The following is an 18,072-nucleotide window of genomic DNA, read 5'->3' as shown; positions in this document are numbered from 1 at the left end:
AGGTTCAAGCCATCAACATGGCCCCGGCCGGGCCGATTTCAAGCCAGCGCGGCGCCACAGGTTGGCCGCATGCCGCCGGCCTGCCGCGCCCACACGCGGCACCGAGGCCCGCCGCCCGTGGCGGTGCTTGCGTTCGGCAGCAATATCGCGGCAGCATGGCAGCGCCCGGCACCGTGTCAAGCACCCGGCTGGCCCGCCGCCGCTGCGGCCAACGCAGCCGGACACAACACAACAACAGGCGCCGCCACGAGGCGGCCCAGCGGGAGAGACAAGCATGCTGATCAACTGCGTTGCCTACCAGAACGGCCAGAAGCTGGCCGACCTGCAGCAGGAGGAAATCCACGACTACCTGCTACGCCCGGACAGCTTTGTGTGGGTGGCCCTGCGCGACCCGGCGCCGGAAGAACTGGAGGCCATGGCGGTGCAGTTCGACCTGCACGAACTGGCAGTGGAGGACGCACGCAACGGCCACCAGCGTCCCAAGCTGGAAGAGTACGGCGACGTGCTGTTCTGCGTGCTGCAGACCCTGCAGCACAACGACGCCGGCGAGCTGTACGTGGGCGAAGTGGATATCTTCGTCGGCCCCAACTTCGTGCTGTCGATCCGCAACAACACCCGTAAGGGCTTCCAGAGTGTGCGCGACCGCTGCGAACAGGAACCGGACCTGCTGCAGATCGGCGCCGGCTTCGTGTTCTACGCGCTGATCGACGCCATCGTCGATCGCTACTTTGCCATCATGCACCAGCTGGAAGACGAGCTGGACGAGCTGGAAGAACGACTGTTCAACCGCAAGAGCTCGGCGCGGCGCAATATCGAGGATCTGTACGCACTGAAGCGCAAGCTGGTCACCGTCAGCCACGCCGTGGTGCCGCTGCACGAAGTGGTGGGCCGCCTGCACGGCGGGCGGGTGCCGCGGGTGTGCGGCGGGCTGCACGATTACTACCGCGATGTGGACGACCACCTGGCGCGCATCATCCGCAGCCTGGAATCGCAGCGCGACATGCTGTCCACCGCCATCCAGGTCAACCTGGCGATGATCTCGCTGGACGATTCCAGCGTCAGCAAGCAGCTGGCGGCCTGGGCGGCGCTGTTTGCGGTGCCGACCATGATCGCCGGCATCTACGGGATGAACTTCGACAATATGCCGGAACTGAAAAGCAGCGACGGCTACCCGCTGACCCTGCTGGTGATGGCGGCGCTGGACGTGGTGCTGTGGTGGCGCTTCAAGAAATCCGGCTGGCTGTAAAGGTTGGCCGCAGAATGCAAAAACCCCGTGTCGCATGACACGGGGTTTTTTTATTCTGGTGGCGGGAGAAGGATTCGAACCTTCGAAGGCAGAACCGTCAGATTTACAGTCTGATCCCTTTGACCGCTCGGGAATCCCGCCAGAAGAGGAGGCGAATCTTAGCGATGTGCCGCCCCTGCGTCAACCGTTAGTTGCCATTTTCCTGCAATTCTTTTTCTAATCCAAGAAATACGCAGAAAAATCAAAACCATGCCAAATGGTTACCACCACCAGAACAGCCAGCCCCAGGCGCTATCCACCCAGGCCAGCACGGCGGCAAACGCCAGCAGCGACGGCAGCACCCGCCAGCCGCGGCACCATTGCCGCACGATGCCCTGCGCCAGCCACATCGACCACAGGTTGGCCGCCAGCAGCAGCGCCAGACGCAGATCGTTGATCCAGTGCCAGTACACGCCCTCGCCGCGCAGCAGGGTCAGCGTCACCGCGGTCAACCCCAGGAACACGCCGCAGCCGGCCAGCGGAATCAGCGCCTGCGCCAGGTGATGCAGGCGCTGCCACTGCCAGCGCCCGCCCATGCGCACCGCCAGTGCCAGCAGCAGCGAGCTGACCAGCCCCAGTACCAGCGCGGTGACGCCGATATAGGCCAGCAGCAGGCCGCCATCCAGCCAGCTGAATACGTCGTTCTTTTCCGGGTAGTGGGTAAACAGCCACCACGGCGCATCGGTCTCCAGCGGCCAGAACCATTCGCGGTCGATCAGCCATTCGGCCAGCGCCTGTTTGATGGCGACAAACCACGGACTGGCGCTCCAGTGGAAGGCGCCGATGGCCACGCCCAGCAGACCGAACACGATCAGCAGCGTTTGCCAGCCATCGGCCTGGCTGGCCCCCAGCCGCACCACCTCGTCCGATGGAGAACGCCAGGCCAGCGCCACCGCATCGCGGTGACTGCTGCAGCGGCCGCACATGTGGCAGCCGCTGGCACCCTGCATCTGGCGGATGGGCTGCAATGGCGCGCAATCCACCGCCTTGATCGGGATGGCACGCTTGTTGGCCACCGATGCCTGCCACGCCGACTCACTGACACGGAAGTGCACTGGCGCCAGCTTGGACAGCAGCGCGAACACACCGTTGACCGGGCACAGGTAACGGCACCAGGCGCGCTTGCCGCGGGTGTACCAGTAGCCCACCGCCACTGCGGCCAACGTTGAGCCGCCCAACACCAGCAACGCCGCCTTGGGATACTGGTAGACGCTGACCATCTGGCCATACACGGTGGTACAGACGAAGGCGACAAACGGCCAGCCACCCCAGCGCATCCAGCGCGGAATCGGCCGCCCCTTGCCACGCCGCGCCGCCCACTCCGCCAGCGCGCCTTCCGGGCACAGCACGCCGCACCACAGCCGGCCGAACAGCAGCATGGACAGCAGCACGAACGGCCACCAGATGCCCCAGAAAGCGAACTCGGCCAGTACGGTGATGTGATTCCACACGTGGGCGGTTTCGTCCGGCAGCGGCAACAGCGCCGGCACGATCAGCAGCACCGCATACACCAGCACCACCAGCCATTGCAACAGACGGATCAGCCCGGCATGCCCGCGCAGCCAGTCACCCACCATCGCCAGACGCCCTGCCGGGCGCACGCCGGATACGCTACAGCTCATGCGGCCAACCTTTGCTGACGCGGGCTGCGCCAGCGCAACAGCAGCAGCATGCCCAGCCAGTAGCCGGCATAGGCCAGCACGCTGGTGAGCGCCGGATGAGCGCGATAACCGGTCAACACCGCCAGCACGTTACCCAGCGGGCTCATGTCATCCAGCAGCGCCGAGCTGTCCCACAGCGGATCCACCAGCGGCGGCAGCAGCTCCATCGACATCAGCCGCTCCACGCCGCTGACCAGCAAGGCGGCCGCCAGCAGCAACAGCATGATTTCGGTGACGCGGAAGAACAGCCGCCACGACAGCAGCTTGCCACCCAGCTGCAACAGCCAGAAGGTGAGCAGCGCCAGCACAAAGCCGACCACGCCGCCAAACGCCATCCAGCCCAGCGCGGCACCTTGCGCCCCAGCCAGCATGCTGTACAGGAACACCACCGCCTCGCTGCCTTCGCGCGCCACGGCAATGGCCACCAGCGCCAGCACGCCCCACCAGTTGTTGCGCTCGGCGCGCGCCGCCATGCCGGATTCCAGTTCCCGCTTGAGCGTGCGACCGTGCGCACGCATCCACAGCACCATGTGCACGATCAACGCCGCCGCCACAAACACCATGCCGGCCTGGAAGGCGTCCTGGTGGGCACCCATCAGTTCGGCAGCGGCAAACAGCCCCACCGCCAGCACCGCGGCCAACACCAGCCCCAGCGCTACCCCGCCCCACAGCCAGCGCTTGCCGCCGGCGGCCTGTGGGTTGTGCGACATCCAGGCGTGCAGGATGCCGATCACCAGCATCGCCTCCACGCTTTCACGCCAGACAATAAACAGCACCTGCCCCATGGCCGGCTCCTTACTTGACGACGATCACGCCCTGCGTGGTCGCCATGTGGAATTCGTCGTAAAACTTGTACTCGCCCGGCGACAACGGCCCCAGCGTCACAAAACTCTCCGCCCCCGGCGCCAGCACTTTTTCCTTGCGCAGCGGCAGGCTCTCGAACTCGGCCGCGGTCTTGCCCTTGTTGACGACGACGATCTTGAAGCGCTTGCCGGCAGGCGCATTGATCAAGCGGGTATTGAGCTTGCCGTCGTTAAGCTCCAGTTTGAAGGTCGGCAGATCGTCGGCGGCGGCGCCCAGTGGCAGCAGCAAGGCGGCGATCAACAACAGGCGGGTACGCATGGCATTCCTTTCGCTAGTGCAATGCAGAACAGCGCCACGACTCAAAGCCGGCGGCGCTGACCCTGGCATTACCGTGTGCAGGCGGGCTTAGTAGCCGCCCTTCTTGCCGATACCGGCGTAGGTGAATTCGTAGTTCAGCTCGAACGGCTTGAACCAGGCGGCAACGCCGGTTTCCTTGTCGGTGTGGCGGCCGAAGTGGGCATGCTCGTTCATCGACGGCGGCTGGATGGTGAACTTGAGCTTGTATTTGCCCGGCCCCATCAGCTTGACGTTGTCACCGTAGTGCGGGCCATCGGAGGCCACCATCGGCATGAAATCGCCCTTGATCACTTCGCTGCTGCCGGCCTTGCTCAGCTCGTACTTGATCATCAGGTACGGCATCCAGTCGCCTTCGCCAAAGCCGTTGGGGTTGGCCTTGGCAGCGTGGATATCGGCCTCCAGGTGGATATCGGACTGCTCGGCCTTGCGCATCATGCCTTCCGGTTCCATTTTCACCGGCTGCAGGTACACGGCGGCGATTTCCATGCCGGCCTTGATCTGCGGTTTGCCGATCGGATACTCCGCCGCCTGCGCCAGCATGGGCAGGGCAAACAGACTGGCGGCCACCAGGGCGCTGTAACGGATACGCATGCTTGATTCCCTTTTCAGTAAGCAATGCGGCCAGGCGAGTGACACCGGGCCAGACATAGTTCAAATCGAAAGTACATTAAGAACCATTATCAATAATATGTCTGTAACGGCAATTGATGCAGATCAACCGTTACCAGCAGCACCTCGTACCGAAAAGATTAAGCAGCTGTTTTTAAATGGGAAAAAATCTGGCAATCACAACATTTGGATACAAACGCACCTCAATCCCAGTACCCCGGCGCGGCATACACCGCGCGCAGATGTTCGATGAACAGCCGCACCCGCCCCGGCAGGTAGCGGCGCTGCGCCACCACCGCATACACCGGGTAGTCCGGCGAGGAAAACTTGTCCAATACGGAGACCAGCCGCCCGTCGCTAAGGTCGTCCTTTACTTCCCACATCGAGCGCCAGGTCAGCCCCAGTCCCTGCAGCGCCCAGTCGTGCAGCACCGCGCCGTCGTTGCACTCCAGCGCGCCGCGCACTTTCAGGTTCACCAGCTCGCCACCTACCTTGAAGGTCCAGCCGCGGCTCTGGCTCTCGCCCAGCGACAGGCAATCGTGCTGTTCCAGATCGCGCAGTGTCTTGGGGGTGCCGTGCTGCGCCAGATACGCCGGCGACGCCACCACCACGCGGCGGTTTTCCGCCAGCCGCACCGCAATCAGGCTGGAGTCGGCCAGGTCGGAGATGCGAATCGCGCAGTCGATGCGATCGCGCGCCAGGTCCACCAGCCGGTCGGACAAGTCCAGCGTGATGCGCAGATCCGGGTGCTTGCGCAGAAAGCTGGCCACGTGCGGCGCCACGTGCTGGCGGCCAAAACCGGCCGGCGCCGACAGCCGTAGTTGGCCGCGGGCGCGGGCGCTACCGCTGGCCACCGCCGATTCCGCCTCCTCCAGCTCCCCCAGAATGCGCAGGCAATCCTCGTAGAAGGCGCTGCCTTCCTGCGTCAGTGAAATACTGCGCGTGGTGCGCACCAGCAACTTGACGCCCAGCCGGTGCTCCAGCGCATCCAGCCGGCGGCCGATGATGGCCGGCACCACCTGCTCCTGCCGCGCGGCAGCAGAAAGACTGCCAAGATTGACCACTGAAACAAAGGTTTCCAGCTGCTTGAACACGTCCATTTCAGCACCAAAAGTAAAAGATGTTGTGGCATTTTAGCGCTTTGCGCTGCGCAGCAACATGGCTACACTGGCCGTCATAACAGTATGGCTAGCAAGCCTTTGCGCCAACACCACAGCGCCTTGCCGGTCACAGACAGACATCCATAAACATATCTACAGAGAGAGCATCTATGACTGCACGCATCCAGAAACAGCGCCTGGCCGTTGCGGCCAACCTTCACGATTTCATCGAGCAGGAAGCCCTGCCCGGCACCGGCCTTGCCAGCGATACCTTCTGGCAAGGCTTCGATGCCATCGTGCATGAGCTGGGGCCGAAGAACCGCGCCCTGCTGGCCGAACGTGACCGCCTGCAGGCCGCCATCGACGCCTGGCATCGCGCCCACCCCGGCCCGATTGCCGACATGGCCGGCTACAAGGCCTTCCTTGCCGATATCGGCTACCTGCAGCCGGTGCCGGCCGACAGCCGTATCGACACCAGCAACATCGATACCGAACTGGCCGAACAGGCCGGCCCGCAGCTGGTGGTGCCGGTGATGAACGCCCGCTACGCGCTGAATGCGGCCAACGCCCGCTGGGGCAGCCTGTACGACGCGCTGTATGGCACCGATGCCATCAGCGAGGCCGACGGCGCCGGCAAGGCTGGCGGCTACAACCCGGTGCGCGGCGGCAAGGTCATCGCCTTCGGCCGTGAATTCCTGGACCAGGCGGCACCGCTGGAAGGCGGCTCGCACCAGGACGCGGCTGCTTATCGCGTGGCCGGCGGCCAGCTGCAGGTAGCGCTGCACAACGGCAGCGTGTGCGGCCTGAAACAGCCGGCACAGTTCATCGGCTTCAATGGCGATGCGGCAGCCCCCGGCAGCGTGCTGCTGAAGAACAACGGCCTGCATTTCGAGATCCAGATCGACAAATCCAGCGCCATCGGCGCGCAGGATGGCGCCGGCGTGAAGGACATCGTGATGGAAGCCGCCATCAGCACCATCATGGACTGCGAAGACTCCGTGGCCGCGGTGGATGCCGACGACAAGGTGGTGGTGTACCGCAACTGGCTGGGCCTGATGCAGGGCACGCTGGTGGAAGAAGTGGCCAAGGGCGGCAGCACCTTCACCCGCCGCCTGAACGCCGACCGCCGCTACAGCGCGGCCAACGGTGGCGAGCTGACGCTGCACGGCCGCAGCCTGCTGTTCATTCGCAACGTTGGCCACCTGATGAGCAACCCGGCGATCCTGGACGGCGAAGGCAGCGAGATCCAGGAAGGCATCATGGATGCGGTGGTAACCACCCTGATCGCGCTGCACGACCAGCAGCGCAAGGGCAACTCGCGCACCGGCTCCATCTACATCGTGAAGCCGAAGATGCACGGCCCGGCCGAAGTGGCCTTCGCCGACGAGCTGTTCGGCCGCGTGGAGCAGCTGCTGGGCCTGCCGCAGTACACGGTGAAGCTGGGCATCATGGATGAGGAGCGCCGCACCAGCGTGAACCTGGCCGCCTGCATTGCCGCCGCGCGCCGCCGCGTGGCCTTCATCAACACCGGCTTCCTCGACCGCACCGGCGACGAGATGCACACCGCGATGGAAGCCGGCCCGATGATCCGCAAGGGCGACATGAAGACCTCCAGCTGGATCACCGCCTACGAGCGCAACAACGTGCAGGTAGGCCTGGCCAGCGGCCTGCGCGGCCGTGCGCAGATCGGCAAGGGCATGTGGGCGATGCCGGACCTGATGGCCGAGATGCTGAAGCAGAAGATCGGCCACCCGAAAGCCGGCGCCAACACCGCCTGGGTGCCGTCGCCCACCGCTGCCGTGCTGCACGCGCTGCACTATCACCAGGTGAACGTGCAGCAGGTACAGCAGCAGCTGGAAGCACAGCCGGCCGCCGCGCTGCTGGACGACCTGCTGACCATCCCGGTGGCGGCCAAGCCGAACTGGTCCGCCGCCGACATCCAGCAGGAGCTGGACAACAACGCGCAGGGCATCCTCGGCTACGTGGTGCGCTGGGTGGATCAGGGCGTGGGCTGCTCCAAGGTGCCAGACATCCACAACATCGGCCTGATGGAAGACCGCGCCACGCTGCGTATCTCCAGCCAGCACATTGCCAACTGGCTGCGCCACGGCATCGTGACCGAGGCGCAGGTGATGGAAACCCTGCAGCGCATGGCCGCGGTGGTGGACCAGCAGAACGCCGGCGATGCCGCTTACCGCAACATGGCCGGCAACTTCGACAACTCGGTGGCTTTCAAGGCCGCCTGCGACCTGGTGTTCAAGGGCTGCGCCCAGCCGTCCGGCTACACCGAGCCGCTGCTGCACGCCTGGCGCCAGGTGGCCAAGGCGCAGTAAGCAAGGCTTTGCCGCAACCTCCAAAGCGCCCCACCGGGCGCTTTTTTCATGCCTGCCAGCAACGACCACCATGTTGGCCGCCAACCGCGGCGCAGCAGCACCATGGCCAAGCGCGGTTTTTTAATGCCTTGGCCATACCGGGCACAGCGGTTTATGCCAGAATTCTTAATTACTGCTGTTTGTGCCCCCCGACACTGCGGCCAACCTTTCCCCATTTCCGGCCCGTGGAGGTCATCGTGGAAACCCTGCTCCCCAGCGCCGCCGAATCCGCCGGCTACCGCCCGGTGTCGCTACGCCGCCTGCGGCAAGCCGCCCTGCCCGCCCGCAGCCTGCTGCTGGGCGCCTGGCTGCTGTCGCTGCTGGCCGCCATCGTGCTGGGACTGGGGGCGGTGATCTGGCAGTGGTCCGGCATCGGCATGCACTTTGGCGGGGTGTCATTTTACGTGTCGGTGTATCCGCCGCTGACGCTGTGCCTGCTGTGGTGCCTGCTGTTCGGCCTGAGCTGGGGCGCAATTCCGGCCTATACCGCCACCTTCTGCCTGTCGCTGTATGCCGGGCTGCCGCCGGGCTGGGCGGCACTGTTCGCGCTGTCCAACCCACTGGGGCTGGCGGTATTCACCATCGCCTACCGCGCGCTGCCGGTGCCGCTGAACCTGCGCACCGCGGATTCGCTGTTTTTCTTCGCGCTGATGGCGTTTTTCAGCAGCGTGTTCAGCGCCAGCGGCGCCTTCATCTGGATCTACACCAACCGCATCGGCTCCAGCGACGCCTTCGGCGTGTGGCAGGGCTGGTGGCTGGGCAACTTCCTGCAGCTGCTGCTGATCTGCGGCCCGCTGCTGTACCTGCTGGCGCCGGCGCTGACCGGCTGGCGCGACCGCAAGCTGTTTGCGCTGCCGCAACAGCGACACACCAGCCTGCGCTGGATCCTGCCTGCCGCCGGCATGGTGGTCAGCGGGGTGTACCTGTATATCGCGCTATCGTTCTGGCTGAGCCGCAATGCGGTGCGCGCCAGCCAGGAGCTGGGCACCCTTGCCGGCTGGCAGCATGCGGTAGAGCTGATCGCCGCCTCGTCGTCCGCTGTGTACATGGTGGTCGCCATCATGTTTCTGGCGATGGGCTTCCTCGGCTACCGCTTTGTGCGCAGCTGGACCCGCCAGCTGCAGCAGGCGGTAACCGCCGCCGAAGAGGCCAACCGCGCCAAATCCGGCTTTCTGGCACGCATGAGCCACGAGATCCGCACCCCGATGAACGCCATCACCGGCCTGACCGGCCTGGCGCTGCAGCAGACACTGGCGCCGCGCGAGCGCGACTACCTGCAGAAGATCCGCGCCGCCGCCGATTCGCTGCTGGTGATCATCAACGACATCCTGGATTTCTCGCGCGCCGAAATCGGCACGCTGACGCTGGAGCAGCGCCCGTTCCAGCTGGAGGCGCTCCTGCTGGCGCAGGCAGACCAATTGCGCCCGCAGCTGGACGCCAAGCAGCTGCAGCTGCTGGTGCATATCGCGCCGGAAGTGCCGTTGACGCTGCAAGGCGATACCGTGCGGCTGGGGCAGGTGCTGCTGAACCTGCTGAGCAACGCGGTCAAGTTCACCGAGGCCGGCGAGATCCGGCTAGCGGTTGCCTGCCTGCAGCGCGACGCGGCCCGGGTGACGCTGCAATTCAGCGTCAGCGATAGCGGCATCGGCATCGATGCGGCCAACCTTGGGCGGCTGTTCCAGCCGTTTGCCCAGGCCGACGAATCCATCACCCGCCGCTATGGCGGCACCGGGCTGGGGCTGGCGATCTGCCGCCAGCTGGTGGCGGCGATGGGCGGCGACATTCAGGCCGACAGCCAGCCGGGCCAGGGCAGCTGCTTCCATTTCCAGCTCAGCCTGCCCTATACGCCGGCAAGCGAACTGCCACCGCTTACCACGCCGCTGTCGGTGCTGCTGATCGAGCGCCACGACAGCAGCCGCCAGCACAGCCAGCGCCTGCTGCAACAGCTTGGCGCCAGCGTGAGCAGCACCAGCGGCATCGGCGCCGCACGGGCCATGCTGCAGGATGGCAGCCCGCCACCGCAGCTGATCATTGCCGATCTACCGGAACAGGGGGATTGCCGCGAGCACCTGGCCCTGCTGCAAAGCCTGGCCGGTGAGCGCTGCCCCGTGCTGCTGCTGGAGCCGGCGTACAGCACACCGCTGGACGTCGAATGCCAGCCGGTGCGCATGCTGGCTCGCCCGCTACTGCCGGGCGCACTGCGCGCAGCACTACTGGCCCCGCAACCGCTGCCGACAGCGCCGCAGCTGGCGACCCCGGCGATCGACATCCGGCTGCAGGGCAGCCGCATCCTGCTGGCGGAAGACAACCCGATCAACCAGCAGATCGCCTACGAACTGCTGCAAGCCGCCGGTGCGCAGGTCAGCTGTGCCGAGAACGGTCTGCAGGCGGTGGACATGGCGTTGCACGACCTGTTCGATGCCATCCTGATGGACATCCACATGCCACAGCTGGACGGGCTGGCCGCCGCGCGCCGCATCCGCGAGCACGGCCTGCGGCTGCCGATCATCGCCGTGACCGCCCATGCCTTCGACGCGGCGCGCGAGGAAGCGCTGGCCGCCGGCATGGACGACCACCTGGCCAAACCGTTTACCCCGGAGCAGCTGTACCAGGCGGTGGCACGCCATCTCGACCACGACTCCCCCGCCGCCACGATTGCCGGCATCGTGCCGCAGCCGGCGGCCGGGCTGAGCGAGACCCAGCACCTGTCGCTGCTGTACAAGTTCCGCAAATACCACGCCGGCGATGCCGCCACCCTGCGCCAGGCACTGCGCGAACAGCGCATCGCCGACATCCAGCGCATCGCCCACAACCTGAAAAGCGTGGCGCACTACATCAATGCGCCACAGTTGCAGCAACTGGCGCTGGCGCTGGACGACAGCGCCAAGGACGGCACCATCGCGGCGGAACAGGTCAACGCGCTGGCCACCGAGCTGGACACCATACAGCAGGCCCTGGCGCAACAGCTGCCGGCCCAGGATTAAGCCCGGCCACGGTTGCCGGGCATTATCAACGGACCGCCGGCCATAGCGCGCCCGGTTCGTTCCACACAGGGAGCAAACATGCAGCAAACACTGTTGGCCGCACTCTTGGCCAGTCTGCCACTGACAGCACTTGCCAGCGACGTGGAAGTTGACCTGGGCAAGCGCGATGACATCGCCGCGCTGTTCTCTTACCCCAATTGCCAGCAGGACTGTCCGGCGCCGGCGCCATCGCTGGAAATGACCGTCAGCCACTGGCTGATGCAGAACGCGCTGCGCGATGCTAGCGCCAACAGCGCCAAGGAGCAGCCGGCGGTGGCGGTGCGCAACGACAGCGACCACATCAAGGCCACCATCCGCAACGCCCCGGCCGACGACTACGGCAAGGTGATCCAGTCCTACCTCGCCATTGGCCAGCTGGGTTACCAGGGCGCACTGGCGGTACAGCAGGCCGGCGGCATCTGGCAGTCGGACTGGCGCTTCTTCCTGACCCTGGGCATGGCGATGCGCAATCACCGCACCGTGCAGCTGCTGCATTTCCCGCCGGATACCGTGCTCAACGACAGCCAGGACTACCTGACCGCCGCCACCACCCTGCGCTGGGCGCAGGTGCTGGGCTACAACGGCATGAATGTGCGTGACAACGGCCTGTACCAGACCATTGCCGACATCGCCCCGATCGCCGCCCCGGCCAGCGCCGGCAGCGCGCTTACCGGCACCTACAGCTACTTCAGCCAGTACACCGCAGCACTGCTGAACAGCTGGACCGCCCCCGTGCCCGGCAGCAATAGCGTGCGCCCGATGGTGGCGCTGGGCGGCCCGGCACGCGACTGGTTCGCACAGCAGTACCTGCCAGCGGGCAGCAAGTTCGACGTACTGCAACTGGCCAAGGTGAACATCGGCAGCAACCAGCAGGTGCCGGTGCTGGGTGGCAATCACCCCAGCTATATCTGGTACGCCAAGAACGATGCGGACGGCATCGCCATCATGCAGCAGGATCTCACCGTCGCCTGCTGGCAGAACGCCATGGGCCAGAAGCCGGACGGCGATGCGCAAGGCGTGCTGAACAGCTGCACCAGCACCTGGAAGAACGACAGCGCCATGGTGTGCCGGCTGTACTACACCTCGGTGAAAAACCTGGACGCCGCCAGCGCCAAGGCCAAGTGCCAGTAAGGTAATACTGCCGTGGCGGCCTGCCCGCCACGGCCCCTCCCCTGCCACTGTCTATCACTTGGTAAAGCGTGCCGCGCTTGCCTAGTATTGATTACGACGCCCCGTCACCCGCTCCCGCCGTCACGCCGGCCCGCTACCCACGGCCGATGCGTCATGGTCAGCCGCCGTGCCCCGTCGCCAGCAACCACGCGCGTGTGCCATGACCCGACCCGCTCATTCACTGCCACCAGCATGCAGCACCAGCCCCGCTCCCGCCCGCTATCCCCGCTGATGCGGCAGTTGATCCTGCTGGCGGGGTTCTCGGCCATCGCCGTGGCGCTGCTGCTGGCCTGGAATGCCTACGAAGAAGCCGCCAGCCGTGGCCGGCAGGAGCTGCTGGCCAGCGGTGAGCGGCTGGCCGCCAGCGTGGATCACGAGCTGATGATTCGCCGCCACACCCTGTACACCATGCAGGTGCTGGCCGAGCAATACCTGGCCGAGCGCAGCCCGCTGAGCTGGAACGTGCACCCCTACCTGTCCCCGCAACCGCAGCATCACGGCTATGCGCTGCAACTGCCGCCCGGGTTTACCAACCAGAGCCTGGGCAATATCACCGGGCTGGGGCCGATCCCGGCGGCGGATTCGCCGACGGTGCGCGAAATGCAGATGGCGCTGGCGCTCACGCCGATGTTCCGCACCCTGATCGCCCGCGACCCGGACACGCCGTGGGTGTACTACACATCGGCAAAGAAGTTCGTGTACCTGTACCCGCGGGTAGGCGTGGCCGACTACTTCGTGACGCCGCAAACCTTCAGCATGGACTTCTTCATGAAGGCGCACCCGGCGGAAAACCCGGCCGGCGAGCTGGTGTGGACGCCGGCCTACCAGGACGAGGCCGGCCGTGGCTGGATGGTGACCATCTCCGCCCCGGTGCATGAGCGCGGCGTGTTCCGCGGCGCCGTCAGCGTGGATATCACCACCAGCCGGCTGGCCTGGCTGCTGGAGCGCGTGCCCATCGAGCACAGCAGCCGCCACCTGCTGCAGGCCGACGGCAAGAAGCTGGCCAGCGCCGGCGGCCCGGCACCGCAACTGCTGCCGCACAACTGGCCACAACATACGCTGCAGCCGCGCGGCCAACGTTTGCTGGCGGTGTTTCCGCTGGAGGTAAACAACTGGTACCTGGTACTGGATGGCGACGCGCGGGCGCTGCAGCGCGAGGCCATCCGCCAGTCGCTGCCGTTCTGGCTGCTGGTGCTGTTTCTCAGCGGCAGCCTGGGGCTGGTGGTCATCCTGCTGCGCAGCTGGGCGCGGGTGGAGCAGCTATCCACCCACGACTGGCTGACCGGGCTGTGGAACCGCCGCGCCTTCGACGAGCAACTGCACGACGCGCTGGGCCACCTCAAGCGCGGCGGCAGCTCGCTGGCGCTGATCCTGTTCGACGTGGACAACTTCAAGCACTACAACGACACCCTCGGCCACCCGGCCGGCGACAAGGCGCTGCAGGACATCGCCCGCGTAGTGCAGCACGTGGCGCAGCGGCAGGACGACCGCGTCTACCGCCTGGGCGGCGAAGAGTTCGCCATCGTCACCAGCCTGCCGGATCTGCCACGGCTGCAGGCGTTCATGGACCGCGTCGCCGCCGCCGTGTGCGAGCAGTGCATCCAGCACCCGGGCAGCGAGCACGGCGTGCTCACCATCTCGCTGGGCGGCGTGCTGATGCAGCATGGCGCGCAGCCGGACGCCGCCGAAGCCTACCGCCTGGCCGACAAGGCGCTGTACCGCGCCAAGGCCCAGGGCAAGAACTGCGGCTGCAGCCACGGCGCCTGAACACTACACCTGCACCGACGGCACCGACTTCATGCAGCGCAGGGTGAAGTGCGAGCGGCTGTGATGAATGCCGTGAATCTTGTACAGCTTCTCGCGCAGAAACTTCTCGTAGCCGGCGGTGCCATCCACCGCCACCTTGATCATGTAGTCGTACTCGCCGGACAGCAAGTGGGCTTCCAGCACTTCCGGCAGCGCCGCCAGCTCCTCGCCGAAGCGCGCCAGGGTGTCCTCTTCATGCGCGTTCAGCGTCACTTCGATCATCACCGTGTCGCGCAGCCCCATCTTCTTCTGGTCGATCAGCGCCACATAGCCCTGGATATAGCCCTCTTTCTCCAGTTGCCGGGTGTGCTTCCAGCACGCCGACGGCGACATGCCCACCCGCTCCGCCAGCTCGGCATTCGACAGCCGCGCATTGCGCTGCAGCTCGCGCAGAATCTTTCTGTCTTGTGCACTGAGCGTGAATTCGCTTTCTTCCATTTCGCCACCAAAAAATATTGTTCGCCAAAAACCGCATTCCAGCGAACATTCTATCCAGCCGGGCGATAAAAGACAGCCACTTCGAAAGCCCTTGCACCCCGGCGCGCGTTACAGTTTTCCCACTGCCCACCCAGTGCAGACAGCCAGCCACCAGCCGGCTGCCCACTCGCCGCCACCCACGCGGCGGGGCTGCCAACGCCACTGCCGCTGCGCCCACCACGGCCAGCCGGCGGCCGGCGCCGGGTGGCAAGAAGCAGGTCGGCAACGACCGGGACAAAGCCAGACGTCCGCAGGACGCACAAAAGCATGCGGCCAACCTTGCATCCCCCAAGGTTGGCCGCATTGTCTTGTCCGCCGGCGAATCAGTCGCGCTGCTGCAACGCGCGGGCAATGAAATGGCGCGGCACGCGCGGCTTGGGCACGCGCACGTCGAACCACTGCTGCACATTGATCTCCAGGCCGATGCCGTGCATGAAGTTGTACAGCGCCTTGTTCAGCCCGCGGCCCATCGCCTCGTGGTCGGTGCCGGTGGGGTCGATGAAGCCGACGTCGTTGCGGGCGAAGGTAATCTGCGGCTGCGGAATCAGCTGCACGCCGTATTCGTCCGGGTTCTGCCCGACCGGCGAATGCACGGTGCAGGCAAAGCGGTGGAAGAAGCCGCTCTGGATGCAGCCGTTGTCGAACAGCTGGCGCACATACTCCAGCGCGTCCACGGTGTCCTGCACCGTCTGGGTGGGGAAGCCGTACATCAGGTAGGCGTGCACCAGGATGCCGGCCTCGGTAAAGCCCTGCGTCACTCGTGCCACCTGCTCCACCGACACACCCTTCTTCATCAGCTTCAGCAGCCGGTCGGAGGCCACCTCCAGCCCGCCGGAAATGGCGATGCAGCCAGAATCGGCCAGCAGCTGGCACAGCTCCGGACTGAAGGATTTTTCGAAGCGGATATTGCCCCACCACGAGATGCTCACCTGCCGGCGCAGCAGTTCCTCGGCCAGCGCGCGCAGCATCTTCGGCGGCGCCGCCTCGTCCACAAAGTGGAAGCCGGTCTGCCCGGTCTCGGCGATGATGGCCTCGATGCGGTCCACCAGCACCTCGGCCGAGGCGGTTTCATAGCGCGAGATGTAGTCCAGCGTCACGTCGCAGAAGCTGCACTTCTTCCAGTAGCAGCCGTGCGCCACCGTCAGCTTGTTCCAGCGCCCGTCGCTCCACAGCCGGTGCATGGGGTTGAGCATGTCCAGCAGCGACAGGTAGCGGTCGATCGGCAGCCCGTCCCAGGTGGGGGTGCCCACCTCGCTGAACGGGATGTCGGCTTCCATCATGTTCACATAGCGGACAGCACCATCCTCACGCAGATAGGTACGCACCAGCCGCGAAGCACCACGCTGGCCGGCGAAATGCTCCAGCAGCGCCAGGATTGGCTTCTCGCCGTCGTCCAGGGTGATGAAGTCGAAGTAGTCGAACACCCGCGGCTCTTTCAGCTCGCGCAGTTCGGTGTTGACGAAGCCGCCACCCAGCACGGTGCGGATCTGCGGCCAACGTTGCTTGATGGTCTGCGCGATGCGGAACGCTGCATACACCGAGCCGGGAAACGGCACCGACAGCAGTACCACGTCCGGCTGGTGGCGCTCGATGGCGGCCACGGTCAGCGCCGCCAGGGTGTCGTCCACCAGGTTGGGCGCCGCCGCCAGCGCCTTGGCCAGCGGCTCGAAAGTGGGCTGCGCCATGGCCAGCGATTCGGCATAGCGCACGAACTCGAAGCGCGGGTCCACCGCCTCGCGCACCACGTCAGCCACGTCGTTCAGGTACAGCGTGGCCAGATGCCGCGCGCGGTCGTAGCTGCCCAGCGCGCCGAACGCCCACGCCAGCGGGTCGCCGCCTTCCGGGTCGTCCGGATCCATGTAGTTTTCCAGCGAGGCGAAGCGCGCCCCTTCCGGCAGGTAACCACGGCTGGCAATGCGGTAGGCCAGCGTGGCATCGCGCCCCTGCAGAAAGGCGATGACCCGGTCGATGGTGGCCAGGTACTGCTCGCGGTTCTCGATGAAGTGCCACAGCTGCTGGCTGCGCTTCTTCACCGGCACCGCCTCCACCGCCGGGCCGATCGCCTGCAGCCCGTCGCGCGAGAACAGCCGCAGCACCAGCGCCAGCGCCAGGTCTTCCTGCACCGCGTTCACGCCGCGCGAGCGCAGGAAACCGGTGATATAGGCGGTGGACGGGTACGGCGTATTCAGCTGCGTCATCGGCGGGATGAGCGACAGCACGCGGGGCGAAGCAATCTGGGACATGGCGGGTTCCGGCTAAAAACAAGGCGGGCAGCCATGGCTGCCCGTGAAGCGCGGATTTTCTCATGAAACCGCCGGCTTGGCATGGCCAGCGCCACGTAGTTACCAAGCGCAAAGCAATACGGCCATAAAAATGACAATGCAGTAAAATGCCGACTTTCCACCGCTATCAGAAAGAGCACACCATGCGCTACCTCATCGCCCTGCTGGGCCTGTGCCTGGCCGCCGGCGCCCATGCCAACTCCAGCTGCGACAAACCCCGCAACGATTTCGACGATCTCTACTGTCTGAACAAGGTCTACAGCCAGGCAGACAAGGATCTCAACGACAGCTACGGCCGGCTGGCCAAGCTGCTGGATGGCGACGGCCGCCGCGCGCTGAAGAGCGGCCAGCTGCAATGGATGCGCACACGCAACGACAGCTGCAGCTATCACGACCAGCGCGGCTTCTTCGTCAACCTGGACTGCGCCACGCAGACCACGCTGGAGCGGGTGCGCTTCCTGCAGGACCGCGTCCGCGAATGCAAGAGCGCCGGCTGCATGAACAGCAAGCTGTAAGCAAACGGGGCGGTCACCCGGCCGCCACCACCCTGTGCGGAACGGGGTGCCGCTATGCAAGCCAGTTTTTTCCGCCGCACGCTGCCGGCTGCCTATAGTGACAACAACCCCTGCCACGCACGTGACCACACCACCATGAACAACACCCAGATCGAGCTGGTGCAACGCACCTGGGATCAACTGTTCTACGACCGTGAGCAATTCACCCGCGACATCTATAGCGCGCTGTTCCGGCTCGATCCCGCGCTGCGCCCGATGTTCAACCTGCCGCCGGAACGGCTGGTGCAAAACCTGAGCCGCACGCTCAACACCATCCTGACCAGCCTGCACGAACCGGACAGCATCCGTTTCATCCTGGTCCGCCTGGGCGCCCAGCACCTGAACTACGGCGTGCAGCCGGCACACTTTGCCACCCTCAAGACGGCGCTGACCGAGGTACTGCAGCAGTACCTGCATGCGCAGCTGACCCCGGAGCTGGCCGAAGCCTGGTCGCAAGCCTATGACCTGATCGCCGGCATGATGCTGGAAGGGCTGGCGCAGGCGGCCGCACGGCAGCAAACCCCGCCGCCATAAACGGCTGCGCCCGGCGCAGGGATGCACCGGGCGGCAGG

Annotated in this window: 14 protein-coding genes and 1 tRNA gene; 7 read left to right on the top strand and 8 right to left on the bottom strand. The window is 65.6% G+C overall.

The genetic code is table 11. The features are described from left to right. The first annotated feature begins 274 nt into the window (after positions 1-274). Positions 275-1,246 carry a magnesium/cobalt transporter CorA gene (gene corA / locus ABNW52_RS06200; RefSeq protein WP_349585488.1) on the top strand — a complete coding sequence of 324 codons (972 nt, stop codon included), beginning with the start codon at positions 275-277 and terminating at the stop codon, positions 1,244-1,246. Positions 1,247-1,302: 56 nt separating this feature from the next. On the opposite strand, the gene ABNW52_RS06195 is transcribed toward corA, so the two are convergent. The 6 genes from ABNW52_RS06195 to ABNW52_RS06170 all read right to left on the bottom strand — a co-directional run bounded on the left by ABNW52_RS06195 (position 1,303) and on the right by ABNW52_RS06170 (position 5,816). Further along, positions 1,303-1,387: transfer RNA gene (locus ABNW52_RS06195), tRNA-Tyr, on the bottom strand. 119 nt (positions 1,388-1,506) lie between these two features. Then, positions 1,507-2,907: a 4Fe-4S binding protein gene (locus ABNW52_RS06190; RefSeq protein WP_349585486.1), complete on the bottom strand. Its 1,401-nt coding sequence runs from the start codon at positions 2,905-2,907 to the stop codon at positions 1,507-1,509. Next, a complete protein-coding gene (locus ABNW52_RS06185) occupies positions 2,904-3,731 on the bottom strand; it encodes an FTR1 family iron permease (protein ID WP_349585484.1) in 828 nt (275 codons plus the stop codon). Before ABNW52_RS06185 ends, ABNW52_RS06190 begins: the two co-directional genes overlap by 4 nt. A 10-nt stretch (positions 3,732-3,741) precedes the next feature. Then, positions 3,742-4,068 carry a cupredoxin domain-containing protein gene (locus ABNW52_RS06180; protein ID WP_349585483.1) on the bottom strand — a complete coding sequence of 109 codons (327 nt, stop codon included), beginning with the start codon at positions 4,066-4,068 and terminating at the stop codon, positions 3,742-3,744. Between the two features lie 87 nt (positions 4,069-4,155). Then, positions 4,156-4,698 (bottom strand): iron transporter, encoded by a 543-nt coding sequence (locus ABNW52_RS06175; protein ID WP_465270723.1) that lies wholly within the window; start codon positions 4,696-4,698, stop codon positions 4,156-4,158. Positions 4,699-4,919: 221 nt separating this feature from the next. Further along, a complete protein-coding gene (locus tag ABNW52_RS06170) occupies positions 4,920-5,816 on the bottom strand; it encodes a LysR family transcriptional regulator (protein WP_349585481.1) in 897 nt (298 codons plus the stop codon). 170 nt (positions 5,817-5,986) lie between these two features. Between ABNW52_RS06170 and ABNW52_RS06165 the strand changes: the two genes are divergently transcribed. The 4 genes from ABNW52_RS06165 (at position 5,987) to ABNW52_RS06150 (ending at position 14,148) form a co-directional block, all read left to right on the top strand. After that, positions 5,987-8,149: a malate synthase G gene (locus tag ABNW52_RS06165; RefSeq protein ID WP_349585479.1), complete on the top strand. Its 2,163-nt coding sequence runs from the start codon at positions 5,987-5,989 to the stop codon at positions 8,147-8,149. A gap of 236 nt (positions 8,150-8,385) precedes the next feature. Continuing rightward, positions 8,386-11,172 carry a response regulator gene (locus tag ABNW52_RS06160; RefSeq protein WP_349585477.1) on the top strand — a complete coding sequence of 929 codons (2,787 nt, stop codon included), beginning with the start codon at positions 8,386-8,388 and terminating at the stop codon, positions 11,170-11,172. Positions 11,173-11,250: 78 nt separating this feature from the next. After that, entirely contained in the window at positions 11,251-12,342 is a 1,092-nt protein-coding gene (locus ABNW52_RS06155) for a hypothetical protein (RefSeq protein ID WP_349585475.1), read from the top strand. A 231-nt stretch (positions 12,343-12,573) separates the two neighbouring features. Continuing rightward, complete coding sequence (locus ABNW52_RS06150; protein ID WP_349585473.1) at positions 12,574-14,148, top strand: sensor domain-containing diguanylate cyclase; 1,575 nt, start codon at positions 12,574-12,576, stop codon at positions 14,146-14,148. 3 nt (positions 14,149-14,151) lie between these two features. Here the strand turns inward: ABNW52_RS06150 and ABNW52_RS06145 are convergent, their stop codons facing one another. Continuing rightward, entirely contained in the window at positions 14,152-14,625 is a 474-nt protein-coding gene (locus tag ABNW52_RS06145; protein WP_349585471.1) for an Lrp/AsnC family transcriptional regulator, read from the bottom strand. A 362-nt stretch (positions 14,626-14,987) separates the two neighbouring features. Next, positions 14,988-16,907 carry a B12-binding domain-containing radical SAM protein gene (locus ABNW52_RS06140; RefSeq protein WP_349585470.1) on the bottom strand — a complete coding sequence of 640 codons (1,920 nt, stop codon included), beginning with the start codon at positions 16,905-16,907 and terminating at the stop codon, positions 14,988-14,990. 182 nt (positions 16,908-17,089) lie between these two features. Here ABNW52_RS06140 and ABNW52_RS06135 point away from each other — a divergent pair, with 182 nt between their 5' ends. After that, on the top strand, positions 17,090-17,461 hold the full coding sequence (locus ABNW52_RS06135) for a lysozyme inhibitor LprI family protein (protein ID WP_349585468.1): 372 nt from the start codon (positions 17,090-17,092) through the stop codon (positions 17,459-17,461). A 54-nt stretch (positions 17,462-17,515) separates the two neighbouring features. Further along, positions 17,516-18,034, top strand: coding sequence for a globin domain-containing protein (locus ABNW52_RS06130; protein WP_349585467.1), 519 nt, complete (start codon positions 17,516-17,518; stop codon positions 18,032-18,034). Positions 18,035-18,072: the final 38 nt, after the last annotated feature.

The sequence above is a fragment of the Vogesella oryzagri genome (assembly GCF_040148885.1).
GTDB classification, from domain to species: Bacteria; Pseudomonadota; Gammaproteobacteria; order Burkholderiales; family Chromobacteriaceae; genus Vogesella; species Vogesella oryzagri.
This window is presented reverse-complemented; position numbering and strand designations above follow the sequence as displayed.